This window comes from Hymenobacter sp. YC55 (assembly GCF_029433095.1).
In the GTDB taxonomy this organism is placed as follows: Bacteria; Bacteroidota; Bacteroidia; order Cytophagales; family Hymenobacteraceae; genus Hymenobacter.
The window spans coordinates 2501817-2513851 of record NZ_JARNTX010000001.1; the positions used below are offsets into that span (position 1 = coordinate 2501817).

Below are 12035 nucleotides of genomic sequence, written 5' to 3' on the forward strand. Positions count from 1 at the left end.
CTGCTGCCCATTGCTCGCACGCTAACGAATTCAACCTGTCCCAAAATGTCCGGTGAATGACCAACATGGGTGTCCAGCAACTGGTACTTTTGACCTTGTAATCAGTTGTCTATGAAAGCCCTGCCCCACGTTGTCTTTGTCGTGCCGCCGCATGTGCACCTGCTGGACCTAACCGGGCCGGTGCAGGTTTTCTACGAAGCCGCTACTTACGATAAGCCCTACCCGCTGACGTACTGCTCTTATCAGAGCACAGCGAGCAGTTCGGCAGGCTTGGGCTTGGGGCCGCTGCTACCGTTTGCTGATGTGCACCTGCAAGCAGATGACTTTCTATTCGTGCCGGGCTTGGAAATGGACTACCTACGGTCGGCGGAGTTTCGGCGGGAAGCGGCAACGTTTTTCACTTGGTTGCGCGAACAGCAAGTGCGCGGGGTGCGCATCTGCTCTATCTGCACCGGAGCATTTGTTTTGGCCGAAGCCGGCTTGCTCGACGGCCGAAAGTGCACCACGCACTGGCGGCGACTGGCAGAATTGCAAGCCCGCTACCCGCGCCTGATTACGCAGCCCAACACGCTCTTCGTGCACGACGGCGGCCTCTACACCAGCGCGGGCGTCACGGCCGGTATCGACCTGGCGCTGTACCTGTTGGAAGAATTGCACGGGCCATTGTTTGCCACCAAAGTAGCCCGCGAGTTGGTCGTGTATACCCGCCGCGGCGCCGGGCACAGCCAACAAAGCATTTACCTCGATTACCGTAATCACCTCAACTCGGCTGTGCATCAGGTGCAAGACTGGCTGGCGGAGAATCTGGCCGCTGGTGCTACCCTGGCCACGCTGGCCGAGCTGGTGCACATGACGCCCCGCACACTCACGCGCACTTTTCGCAAAGCCACCGGCATCAGCGTCAACGAGTACACCACGGCCCTGCGCCGAGAACTGGCCGAAACCCTACGCCACGACCCCGCACTCACGCTGGAGGCCATAGCAGCCCGGTGTGGTTTTCAAAGCGTGCGGCAATTACAACGCATTTCGCCGAAGCCCACCCGCTCCACTCCTGTTCTCCTTTCTACCTCATCCGTTCTATGAAAGCGCCTTCCCTCCTACTCGTCTTGTTTCTGGTAGCTCTATGGCCCGCAGTAAGCCTCTCTCAGCCGTTGACTGATGCAAGCGCCGTAGCCTTGTACTGTCCGCCCTGCGGCGCCGACTGTGACCTGGAGGCCTACGCTGTTCCGGGCAATTGCCGCCACTGCGGCATGGCGCTGGCGCAACGGTCAGTGGCCTCCATTGATTCGCTACGAGCCCAAAAAGCCCAAGCAAAGCAGGAAGCCCCACGAAAAAACGTGGCCGTTCTGGTGTTCAGCGGCATGGAAATTCTGGACTTTGCTGGTCCGAGCGAGGTATTTGCCGTGGCGCCGGGCTTCAACGTGTACACGGTGGCCGTTTCGGCGGAGCCAGTCAACAGCCAGGGCTTTGTGAAGATTACGCCCAACTACACCCTCGCCAACTGCCCGCCGCCCGACATTGTGGTGGTGCCCGGCGGCTCCACCGACCCGCTGCTGCACAACGAGCCCCTAGTGCGTTGGATTCAAACCTGCGCCACTAGCGCGGAGGTGATGCTTTCGGTTTGCACAGGCGCGGCCTTGTTCGGTAAAGCAGGCCTGCTCGATGGCAAGCAGGCCACCACCTTCCACAACTACATCAACGCGCTGCAACGCGCCAACCCCAAAGCCAACGTTCTGCGCGACACTCGCTTCGTCGACAACGGCCAGATTATTACTACCGCCGGTATTTCCGCGGGTATCGACGGGGCACTACACGTAGTCGCCAGGTTACGAGGCGAGGCCGTGGCCCAACAGACAGCGCAACACATGGAATACGATAAGTGGCAGCCACAGCAGGGCGTAGTGGTGAAGGCGACTACCACCGCAACCAAAAAGGCTATTCGCTAGCTAGAATTTAACTATGCAACTGCACGAAAGAGGCGGATGCTACTCAACAGCAACGCCTAGGCTACCGGTTAGTACCTATCAATTAGGCCGCCACTGGTGCCGAAACTTCCGTTTTTGCGGCCACTGGCTCTTGGGGATGCATGATGTTCATCCGATGCTGGCTGCCCCAATGGTGGAGCGCATCAATGACGGGTAGCAGGGTCTCCCCGTAAGGAGCCAGGGTATAGGTAACCGCCACAGGTGCAACATCCGCCTGTACGCTACGGGATAGGAGGCCATTCACTTCCAGCTCCTTCAGCTCTTTACTCAGCATTTTGGCCGTGATGCCCGACACATCACGTTGCAATTGCTTGAAACGCTTCGGACCATCCAACAACGACACAATGATGGCCAATTTCCACTTGCCCCCGAGCAGGTCAAGCGCGTCGCGGACGGAACGCATGGCGGAGTTGCATTCTTTGGTATTCAAGTGCGGAGACGAACCGGGAAGTGGCATAAACCAAAGATCGTTAGAAATCAGGCGAGTATCTCATAACGCACCGGTATACTTTAGTAAACCAGTATCCAAGTTAAACTACGAATAGGTAGTACGGCCCTAGCCAATCATTTCAAACACAGCCATCTGTGAGGGCGCTCCTACCTGTGCATCTTCCGGCCCAAGTGGCTCTACCCGTACCTGGTAGCCATGGCGAGCGGCTACCTCCGCGGCCCAGGCGCTGAACTGTGCTTCCGTCCACTCGAAGCGGTGGTCGGAATGGCGGAACTGGCCGGCCGAGAGCTTTTCAAACTTCTGGTTGTAAGTGGCATTGGGCGTGGTCAGGAACACGACACCGGGCCGGGCGCGGGCAAAAAGCACCTGCTCAAACGCCGCCAACCGGCCCTCGTCTAAGTGTTCAATGACTTCCACCACGGCCGCGGCATCGTAGCCGGCCAGGCGCGGATCGTGGTAGAGCAGCGAGCCTTGCACCAAGGTTAGCCGCTCGCGCTGCCGCGGGGGCATCTCGGCAACGTGCAGCCGCTCCTGCGCCCGTACCAGCTCCTGATACGATACGTCCATGCCCAGGACGTGCTCGATTTGTGGCTGCTGAAGCAGGCGGCGCACTAGCTTGCCTTCTCCGCACCCAAGGTCCAGCACCCGCTTGGCCCCCACCCGCCGGATTTCTTCGGCGACGCGCGCCAGGCGCAGGTCGTGGAGCTTCTGCTTCTCTGCAGTTGGCTCCTTGTCGCTACCCGTCAGGGCCTGCTCTGCTCCTGTAGTTTGATCGTCAGCAGCGGCTGTTTCCGCCGCTAATGGCACAGCTCCTTGCATATCGTCTGTGGCTGCTTCATCGGCAGTTAGCAGACGTTTTAGCGTCGGGTTTACGTACTCGGCAAACCGCAGGTAGCGGCGCGTGATAAACTCCCGGTCGGGGTGCTGGGGCAGCCACTCCGCACCGCGGTGCAACAGCTTCTCGGCTTCGGCAGGGCCTATCCAGTAGTGCTTATCGTTGTCGAGGACGGGAACAAGAACGTAGAGGTGCGTAAGCAGGTCGCGCAGGCGGCAGGCGACGTGCCGGAGGCGTAACGTATAGTAGCGGCTGTCGCCCCAGGCTGGCACGGTTGGGTCGAGCGGGTGGGCGTCGGTTTCCACTTCGTAGCCGAGGGGCGCGAAAAGGCGGCGCAGTTGCTCGGCGCTGGCGGCGGGCAGAGCGGCCACGGTGGCTTCGAGTGGTAGTAGCGTTTCGGGCAGGTCGGGGCGGTCCTTGCAAGTGCCGTTCATGGCCGTGTTGAACGCCTTCACCAAGGCCGTGCTCAAAAACGACGAAGCCACGTAGGGCCGGTCGTTGACGTACTGCTCTAGCGCAAAGCCTTCGCCGGCCGGGCCCCGGTGGTTGCGCACCAGCGCCACCGTATCGATGTCGAGCAGCAGCGCGGCGGTGCAGCGGGTAGCGCTGGCTTCGGGATAGAAGACGTGCGCTTGTCCGTAGGCAATATCCACGGCTTGCAGCCGCGCCGGGTTTTTGTGCAGCAGATAGCCTAAGTCGGTGGCGGGCTGGTGCGTGGTGGAAATAGTAAGGAGCATTTTCTTGGAATAGCAACGATAGACACAGCGCCGCGGCAGGCTAAGATACAGCAACCCCGGTGAATTGATGACCGGATTTTAGCCCATTGAAAGCGCCGAGCTACGCGGCAATATCAGCAAGCAAAAGCCCCTACTACTAACTAGTAGGGGCTTTGCAGCTTGCGTAACAATAAACCTCGAATAACTGATAAGGGAGGTAACGTAGCGGGATAAAACACTGGGGCAAGATCTAGGGCACTACCAGCTTCGAGCTGGCGCCATCTTCGGCGCGGAGCACGTACACGCCCGCAGCAAGGTCCGCGGTTTCAAACTGCTGGGCTCTGCGCAATGTGCGTACCGGCCGGCCGAGCACATCTTGGAGTGTACCGCTTACGGGCCGGCTTAACTGCACCTTGCCGCCCTGGCTCGGGTTTGGATAGAGGTGCAATGGCTCGGCATTGCGGGCCGCCTTATTGCTAAGCACGCCGCCCTGCATGCTGTAGACCGATACCGTGCTACTCACTTCGTTGGCAAGCAGCAGCAGCGGCTGGCCGGTGGGACTGTTGGCGGCCGCAATAAACACGATGCCTTCGGGGCCTTGGTCACCGGCGCCGGTAGTGGTGCTGCGGTTGTTGACGTACTGCACCAGTTTGGGTTGGGCGGGGTCGTTGACGTTGAATACCGCGACGCCCCCAATGCGCTCCAACGACACAAAGGCGTACACCGTGTCCCGAATCATACCCGTCGTGACGCCCTCGGGCTCTGGCCCTTTGTCGTCGGAGCGGTTCTTACGGGCAGGGTTGCCGGTGGTGTTGCTAGCGTTGAAGATGGCGCCATAAGTGGGGTCGGTGCTGGTGACGCGCTCCAGCAGGTCGCCGCTGTCGTGGACCAGCGCGCCGGTGCTGGCGTTGTACACGCTAAATGAGCGGCCCCCAAGCGCATAAATTTCGTCGAAGTCCCCGTCGCCATCGGTGTCCCCGAGTTTGTTTGTGACGTTGAGCCGGCCGAGGACCTGTGCGTTTTTCAGCAGAGCGGCATTCGGGAACACCGTCGGGTCGAGCACGTAGGCGGCTTCGCTGATACGGTTGATTTCGTTGAGGGCGTTGTACTCGCGGGCGTCGCCTTCATTGGCCGTGAGTAAGTAGCGCTGGCCAGCCACTTCAAAGGCTGCTATGGCATCGGGCTGCCGCATCCCCCGAATAGGCCAGTTAGCCATCAGGATTTCCGGTGTTTGGTCGGAGGCATCGAGGCTAAACCCGGCCTTGCTGTGGTCCTGGTAGCCGACGGTGCGCAAGCTTGTAAACTGCCGCGTGCTTAGGTCGAGCGTAGCAATGGCGTTGTTTTCCTGGAGTGTGATATAGGCCGTCCGCGAATCGGCCGACACGGCCACGTATTCCGGCTCTAAATCCTGCGCCACCGAACTAGGGGCGGCTGCGGTGCCGCCATAAAGCCGGATACCCGCCGCCCGCAAGGTGGCAGCCTGGCTGTTGTAGCCCCCAAAGCCGACCGTCGTGACGCTGGCCTGCGTAACCCCCGCTACGCCGCCCGAAAAGTCGATAACGGATACGGAGCCTTCGGGGTCCACGCTGTAGTCGGACTTAGGCTCTCCTTCATTGGCTGTGACGAGCAACTGGCCGTTGGGCGAGAAGGTAATCATGTCGGGCAGCGCGCCCACCGTTACCTGCTTGAGGAACGCGCCATTCTGGTCGAAAAATACCACGCTGCCGTTTTGCTGCGGGTCGGCATTTTCAATGGCGCAGGCCACCACTCCGTTGCGCACGGCCACCGAGTTGATACCGCCATACGGCTGGATGTTGATGGAAGCAACCGGCGTAATGGCAGCCGGATTGGCTAAGCTTAGAATATCGAGTTTCCCTCCAACTGAGTTGGCCACGTACAGGCGTTGGGTGCTCGGATCGTGGGCCACAATCTCGGCGGAGTTGGTACCTGAAGCGCCGTTTTGATACGAGCCGAGCCGGTTGAGCGTGAGGTTGCGCGTCTGGACTGGCGCCTGCGTATCGTTGTCGCGGATGTAGACCAGCACTTCCGTAGCTCCCGCCGTAAGCGTAGCGTTGGTGGGGTTTTGCAAGCGCAACGTGAAATACTCGGTTCCCTCAGCCAGCACGTCATCCGTCAGCGGAATCGTCAGGATTTGGTTGATGGTCGTCTCGGCAGGGAAGGACAGCGTTTGCGTAGCCGGATAAGTAAAATCGGTACCGGCTGTGGCCGTGCCTAGGCTGGTTACCAAGGCTACCTGCACGGTGCTAGCCGCCCCAGAATTGGTAATAGCCACCGGAACGCTAATGGTACCCGCGGTTTCATTGGCTATGGCCGTAGCCGCCGTAAAGCGAACACTCTGCGCAGCTGCTGGAGCCATTTGCAACGCCCACAACACCAATCCTAATCTACCGCCTGCAAGTAAAGTTCGATGCATCCCAATGAAGTTGAAAGGTGATGTACCAAAGCTACCGGGACCGTATTACGGCATAGTTATCAGCTAATTATTTAATTGTGAAGCCAATAGGCACATCCACAAGTAGCACCATTTGCTATATGTTCATTTGTATAAAGACACAACCGATGGTTTATCATTTGCATATAACAATAATTAAATGGCTCCGTCCTGAATTAAGTTGCCTTGCTAGGCTACATGCTGGAGGCAGAAGAACCGGGTGCTAAATACACCGACTGGTTGGAAGAAGTAGAGGCGGCCCTAGCGGCTTGCGCTTGACGTCGGTCTTCCCCCGCTACAAACTCACTATACCACTTCCCTGAGTCCTTGACGGTGCGCCGTTGGGTTTCGTATTCGACATGCACCAAGCCAAAGCGCGGGTTGTAGCCTTCGGCCCATTCGAAGTTATCGGTAAACGACCAGGCAAAGTACCCGTCGACGGGGATTCCTTCCTGCCGTGCGCGCAACACTTGCCCGATGCAGGCTTGCAGGTAAGCTTGGCGGCTTGCGTCGTGCACGCGGCCGTCGGAAGTTAGCGTGTCAGGAAAAGCCGCCCCATTCTCGGTCACCAGCAGACGTGGAGCATTTGGATAAGCGCTAAACTTCTTTAACATATGGTAAATACTTTCCGGGTACACTTCCCAGCCCATGGTTGTGTGCGGAACTCCACGGCGCGCTGCGCCCACCAGTGATGCCCATAGCAACGGTACCAAGGGCGAGTGCCGCACCACTTCACGCGTATAGTTCTGCACCCCCAAAAAGTCGAAGTTGAATGGCATCTTCTTCTCGTCGCCGGGCTTGATGTAGCGTTCCAGCCAACCGAGCAGCGGCACGTCCGCTACTGGGTAGCCTAAGCCAAGAGCCGGCTCTACAAAAAGGCGGTTGAGCAAGGCATCGGCGCGCCGGGTAGCTCGAGCATCACGGGCGTGGTCGGCGCGCCAGGGCGTGACGTAGGAGCAGGAAAAGGTGGTGCCAATCTGAGCATCGGTAGGCAGCATGGCACGCAGGGCCCGCCCCCCTTCAGCCTGCGCCAACGTGGCGTGATGCGTGGCCGCCAGGAAAGCGCCCAAACTACGCTTGCCCGGCGCGTGAATACCGAGCAAGTGCCCGGCCCCGGTAAACACCATCGGCTCGTTGAGCACCATCCAGTTTTGCACCCGGTCGCCGAGGCGGGCAGCTACGCGTTGGGTATAGTCGGTGAACCAGCCCACAATGTCGCGGTTAACCCAGCCGCCTAGCTCCTGCAACACCGATGGCAAGTCCCAGTGGTAGAGCGTTGGCCACGGGGTTATCCCCCGTTCCAAACAGCCATCTATCAGCCGGTCATAAAAATCCATGCCTTTGGGATTCACCAACCCCATGCCATGGGGCACTACCCGCGACCAAGCAATGGAAAACCGGAAATTTCGGATTCCCATTTGTTGCAACAAGTCCAGGTCCTGTGGCCAGCGGTGGTAGAAGTCAGTGGCTACTTGCGCCGTCTCGCCACGCTTGATGCGGCCCTTTCGGCGCACGAAGTCGTCCCAGATGCTTGGACCCTTGCCGTCCAGGTTCCACGCTCCTTCTGTCTGATACGCCGCCGCCGACACGCCCCAGTGAAAGTCCGGCCCGAAGTCGGCCCGGGAAAAGCTGGCGGGTGTGGTAGGTGGGAAAAAGGCAGTAGGTAGAGCGGTAGAGGACATAAGACAGACAAGCCGAGGGGAAGGTGGGGCCCCAGACTTTGGTAGGACAAACAGCAGACGAAATTGGCTGCCCGAGCTCTGGAAAAAGAGCAGTATGTAGCAACCAAAAAGGCGAATACGTCAACCGCTTGAAAAAGTAGGCCCGCTTTAAAATGGGTGAGTAATAATTTTTTGCGTGCTTACTTCCGCCAAAAGCCTATCCAACACCATGCCTGTTTCGTCGGGGTACTCTACAGGCACCACAGGGCCATTTTGCAGCCACTGGTCGATGACGTCCAGGCTTTTGTCTTTAAGATTCTTCACCACGGGCACGCCCATGCCAGCCAGCGCGGCGCCGTTGCAGCTCTGCTCGTACTGGTTGCGCATGGGCACCACCAACAACTTCTTGCCGAGGTACAGCGCCTCGGCTGGCGTCTCGAACCCGGCTCCGCACAGTACCCCAGCGCTACGGGCGAGGCTATTGGTGAAGGCGGCTCCGCTCACCGGCCGCACCCGCACCTTGCCGTGTTCCGACTCTTGCTGACTGTGCTTGCTGAACACTTCCCAACGCACGTCGCGGCTGAGGTAGCGCAGCCGCTGTACTAGCGTCTCTTCGTCGAAAGCCGGTAGATATACGGTATAGTGCCCATCGTTTTGGGGCGTTAGCTGCCGAACCTGCTGCCGAATAACGGGCGTGTAGATGTGGGGCTCGTAGCGCTCGAAATGAAAGCCGAACTGCTGCGTGGTGGGCGCGTAGTAGCGCAATACAGCCCGGCCCACGGCATCATCATTCTTGGGCCGCGGGGCAGCTGCACTCAGCACGGCACTCTGATGGCTCAACGCCACGCATGGCACCTCACGCAGTCGGCACGCCCACGCCGACACCGGCTCGAAGTCACTGATGACAACGTCGTAGTCCTCGACTAGCAGCAGCCGCATTTCGCGCAGAAAGGCCGCCGAATTCAGTTGCCAAAAGGTCTTGACGAAGTTGATGCCTCCTTTCTTGCCGAAGATAAAGCCCATGCCGTGGCAGCGGTAACGCACTTTGAAGGGCAGCTGCACGTCGGCAGGCGGGCCGCTTACCAGCAAGTCAACCCGGGAAGCGCGCTCCTGCAACAACGGCACAATATCGTGCGCACGACTCAGGTGGCCATTGCCAGTGCCTTGAATGGCGTAAAGGATGCGGGGCATTCGAAAAGTGAAGCTTGATAAGTAAGAGTGAGGACTTGGAATAGCTGCTTCATGATCTGCGCAGTTGAAACTCGGCCAGCAGCCCATCGAGCAGCGTGGCCACGGGCATGTCGGCCGCCGAATCTTCCTCGTCCACTTCCTCCGGGTCTTGATTGGTATCGGGCAGCATGTTGGGGTCGTCGGCGTAGCGGTAGAGTTGCCAGCCGGTCTTGGCCGTGTACTCCAGAGCCGTTAGGTTTTCCACCCAGTCGCCGGAGTTCAGGTACACCACCTCCCCTTTCGAGGTGCTGACCGTTCGGATTTCCGGACAATGAATGTGCCCGCAGGCCACGTAGCTATAGCCTTGATCCGCCGCAATAGTGGCAGCTGTTTTCTCGAAGTCGCTCACCAAGCTCACGGCGCTTTTCACCCGGTCCTTCACTGCTTTCGAAAGAGCTACCCGGGGCCGGCCCAGCCGGTACAGGCCCCAGTTCACCATTCGGTTAATTAAAATCAGTAAGTCGTAGCCCTTGGCCCCAAGCTTAGCCAGCCAGCGGGAATGCTGCATCGTTACGTCGAACACGTCGCCGTGAAAGAGCCAGGTTTTGCCGTGGGGCAAGTCCAGCACCAACTTGTTGTCGATGCTGAAGGCCCCGAGGCGAGTGCCAGCAAACTTGCGCAGCAGCTCGTCGTGGTTGCCGGTGAGGTAGTGGATGCGGGTACCCTTAGCAGCCAGGCCAGCCAGGTGGCGTACGACCCGCATATGCGTGCCCGGCCAGTAGCTTTTGCTGAACTGCCAGATATCCACGATGTCGCCGTTAAGCACCAGCACTTTGGGCTTTATTTTTTTCAGATAACGCAGCAGCTCGGTGGCGTGGCAGCCATAGGTGCCCAGATGGACATCCGAAATCACGGCCACTTCCACCCGGCGGCGCTTCTTGCTAGCCAAGACAGGAGCACTCAAAGGGCCGGGCGCGGATTGAGGCGGGCACTAGGCAGTGTGCGCCGGGTGAGAGATGCTTCCTGCGAATCTTCGTCGGCATTGTGAAACCGAAAAGGCATCCGCAACGCCCCTATAGAGCGAAGCAAAAAGGCTGACCCGAGAGCCAGTTGAAACAACACGTAAGCCAGCCCGCGCACCGTCCGGCGCAACAAGGTGAAGGTGAGGGGAGCGTGCATAAGGAAAGCCGTTTATACCCGTCCCAAAATTCGGTTTCACCTATGAAGTAGGCGTTACGAGGCTATTACCGTTACGTCATGTTTCGCCAAACCCGGTTGTATCCGTCATCCAACCAGTAAACCAACCTCACCGACCGGGTGAAACCCGTTTTTGGACGAAATCTAGCAAGTCTGCTTTTGCCACTTACCTACCTTTGAGAGCCTGAAACCTTTATTTCAGTTGTAAATCTCGATTTTTCTATGAAGAGAATAATTCTCCTGGCGGCTCTCCTGACTTGCACCCTAGCGGCTTCGGCCCAATACATGCCGGGCAAGCCCCGCAAGAAATACATGGTGGCTAAAAAGGATGAGGAGTGTCAGTATGTATTAAACGTTACTAAAAACACCGACGAAGATGCCGAGGTGGATGCCTGCGTGACGCGTGTAGCCTACCGCCCTTATGCTGATCTGCTCACCGAAATCGACGCCCTCAAGAAAATCAAGAACTGGGCTGATACCACCTACCAGCGGCGCTTCAGCCAGTTGCCTCCCGGCGGCGAGCTGAGCGTAACGATGTACCGCCGCGGCTCGGCCAATGCCGATCCAGCCCTTCTGAGTGTAGTTGCCAAAGACAAGGAAGGCAAGGAAGTATTTAACCTTCCCGCCCTAGAAGCTGGCAATGGCCGCTTCTGGAATCGGGACTTATATATGAGCAAACGCACTATACCATTTGTTAAAACCGAGACTCCGCAAGATTTAATAGTGCTTATCAACGACGCAAAAACCAAGCAAACATTTGAGTATATCGTGAAGACCCAATAAGTTTATTTGCTTTATTGTTACGTTATATATTCGTTATAAAGCCCTGGCTACCAATTTGGTGACCAGGGCTTTTTATTTATACATATGGTTGCACAGCCCTTACGCTCTGTTTGCTGCCACCGCTATGTTCACCAGTGTACTGTGGTAGAGGTTAATAGCTAAGTGCCATTAAAATTTTCTAGGCAGGCATTGTAAATCAACTTTCTCTAGCAGCAAGCGCCGCACAACAATCCTAATCTACCAGGTGCTTTCACGCCTTATTTCCGTAGCTGCGCCCATTGCGCGGCTATCAGTGTCTTGGCGTCCTCGAACTGTTCGGCAATCAGTTGCTCGTGCGTGAAGATCACCGGCTCGATCTTCTCGTTTTCTTCCTCTAGCCCTCCCCCTTTGCCGCTCTTGTTGCTGACCTCGGCAAAAAAGATGGTGATAATCTCGGCGTTGGCACCCGGCGAAGGGTAGATGCGGGCAATTTTCTCTAAGTGGTCTACGTCGTAGCCTAACTCTTCTTGAATTTCGCGGCGAATAGCTGCTTCCGGAGCTTCGTCGCCATCGACCATGCCGGCAGCTATTTCCACCATCTCGGCTTCTGCCCCTATCCGGTACTGCCGGGTTAGCAAGTAGCGCTCCTGCTTGGTATCCCACACCAGGGCCCCTACGGCGGTTCCTGGCTCGAACCGTTCCCGCTTCAGCTGCTCGTCGCCGTCTTGTAGGGTGAGCACCCTTAGTTTGTAATGACCATCGTAAGCGGTTTCTCGGTTGATTATTTCCATGGATCAGACAAATCG

11 protein-coding genes are annotated in these 12035 nt (G+C 58.0%); 3 read left to right on the forward strand and 8 right to left on the reverse strand.

All coding sequences use genetic code 11. From position 1 onward, the window contains the following. The first annotated feature begins 111 nt into the window (after positions 1-111). Positions 112-1083 carry a DJ-1/PfpI family protein gene (locus P1X16_RS10580; protein WP_277228552.1) on the forward strand — a complete coding sequence of 324 codons (972 nt, stop codon included), beginning with the start codon at positions 112-114 and terminating at the stop codon, positions 1081-1083. Further along, complete coding sequence (locus P1X16_RS10585) at positions 1080-1946, forward strand: DJ-1/PfpI family protein (RefSeq protein ID WP_277228555.1); 867 nt, start codon at positions 1080-1082, stop codon at positions 1944-1946. The genes P1X16_RS10580 and P1X16_RS10585 overlap by 4 nt, the downstream gene beginning before the upstream one ends. A gap of 82 nt (positions 1947-2028) precedes the next feature. Here P1X16_RS10585 and P1X16_RS10590 read toward each other — a convergent pair whose 3' ends face one another. The 7 genes from P1X16_RS10590 to P1X16_RS10620 form a co-directional block, all read right to left on the reverse strand. Next, positions 2029-2388: a helix-turn-helix domain-containing protein gene (locus tag P1X16_RS10590; protein ID WP_277228558.1), complete on the reverse strand. Its 360-nt coding sequence runs from the start codon at positions 2386-2388 to the stop codon at positions 2029-2031. A 153-nt stretch (positions 2389-2541) separates the two neighbouring features. Next, a complete protein-coding gene (locus tag P1X16_RS10595; protein ID WP_277228562.1) occupies positions 2542-4008 on the reverse strand; it encodes a 3' terminal RNA ribose 2'-O-methyltransferase Hen1 in 1467 nt (488 codons plus the stop codon). A gap of 229 nt (positions 4009-4237) precedes the next feature. Beyond that, positions 4238-6421, reverse strand: a complete 2184-nt coding sequence (locus tag P1X16_RS10600; protein ID WP_277228565.1) for a choice-of-anchor I family protein — start codon at positions 6419-6421, stop codon at positions 4238-4240. 212 nt (positions 6422-6633) lie between these two features. After that, positions 6634-8121, reverse strand: coding sequence for a GH1 family beta-glucosidase (locus P1X16_RS10605; protein WP_277228568.1), 1488 nt, complete (start codon positions 8119-8121; stop codon positions 6634-6636). Positions 8122-8268: 147 nt separating this feature from the next. Beyond that, positions 8269-9291, reverse strand: coding sequence for a glycosyltransferase family protein (locus P1X16_RS10610; protein WP_277228570.1), 1023 nt, complete (start codon positions 9289-9291; stop codon positions 8269-8271). Positions 9292-9340: 49 nt separating this feature from the next. Beyond that, a complete protein-coding gene (locus P1X16_RS10615; protein ID WP_277228573.1) occupies positions 9341-10234 on the reverse strand; it encodes a UDP-2,3-diacylglucosamine diphosphatase in 894 nt (297 codons plus the stop codon). Continuing rightward, positions 10231-10449: a hypothetical protein gene (locus P1X16_RS10620; RefSeq protein ID WP_277228576.1), complete on the reverse strand. Its 219-nt coding sequence runs from the start codon at positions 10447-10449 to the stop codon at positions 10231-10233. The genes P1X16_RS10615 and P1X16_RS10620 overlap by 4 nt, the downstream gene beginning before the upstream one ends. A gap of 240 nt (positions 10450-10689) precedes the next feature. Between P1X16_RS10620 and P1X16_RS10625 the strand changes: the two genes are divergently transcribed. Next, positions 10690-11250, forward strand: a complete 561-nt coding sequence (locus P1X16_RS10625; protein ID WP_277228579.1) for a hypothetical protein — start codon at positions 10690-10692, stop codon at positions 11248-11250. Positions 11251-11507: 257 nt separating this feature from the next. Here P1X16_RS10625 and P1X16_RS10630 read toward each other — a convergent pair whose 3' ends face one another. Then, the gene (locus P1X16_RS10630; protein WP_277228582.1) at positions 11508-12020 is read right to left on the reverse strand and encodes an NUDIX hydrolase; all 513 of its coding nucleotides are present in this window, start codon (positions 12018-12020) and stop codon (positions 11508-11510) included. Between the last annotated feature and the right edge of the window lie 15 nt (positions 12021-12035).

Bases quoted from the DNA above. Each gene is read 5' to 3' on its own strand.
- P1X16_RS10580 (WP_277228552.1), top strand. From the start codon at position 112: ATGAAAGCCCTGCCCCACGTTGTCTTTGTCGTGCCGCCGCATGTGCAC.
- P1X16_RS10585 (WP_277228555.1), top strand. From the start codon at position 1,080: ATGAAAGCGCCTTCCCTCCTACTCGTCTTGTTTCTGGTAGCTCTATGG.
- P1X16_RS10590 (WP_277228558.1), bottom strand. From the start codon at position 2,388: ATGCGTTCCGTCCGCGACGCGCTTGACCTGCTCGGGGGCAAGTGGAAA.
- P1X16_RS10595 (WP_277228562.1), bottom strand. From the start codon at position 4,008: ATGCTCCTTACTATTTCCACCACGCACCAGCCCGCCACCGACTTAGGC.
- P1X16_RS10600 (WP_277228565.1), bottom strand. From the start codon at position 6,421: ATGCATCGAACTTTACTTGCAGGCGGTAGATTAGGATTGGTGTTGTGG.
- P1X16_RS10605 (WP_277228568.1), bottom strand. From the start codon at position 8,121: ATGTCCTCTACCGCTCTACCTACTGCCTTTTTCCCACCTACCACACCC.
- P1X16_RS10610 (WP_277228570.1), bottom strand. From the start codon at position 9,291: ATGCCCCGCATCCTTTACGCCATTCAAGGCACTGGCAATGGCCACCTG.
- P1X16_RS10620 (WP_277228576.1), bottom strand. From the start codon at position 10,449: ATGCACGCTCCCCTCACCTTCACCTTGTTGCGCCGGACGGTGCGCGGG.
- P1X16_RS10625 (WP_277228579.1), top strand. From the start codon at position 10,690: ATGAAGAGAATAATTCTCCTGGCGGCTCTCCTGACTTGCACCCTAGCG.
- P1X16_RS10630 (WP_277228582.1), bottom strand. From the start codon at position 12,020: ATGGAAATAATCAACCGAGAAACCGCTTACGATGGTCATTACAAACTA.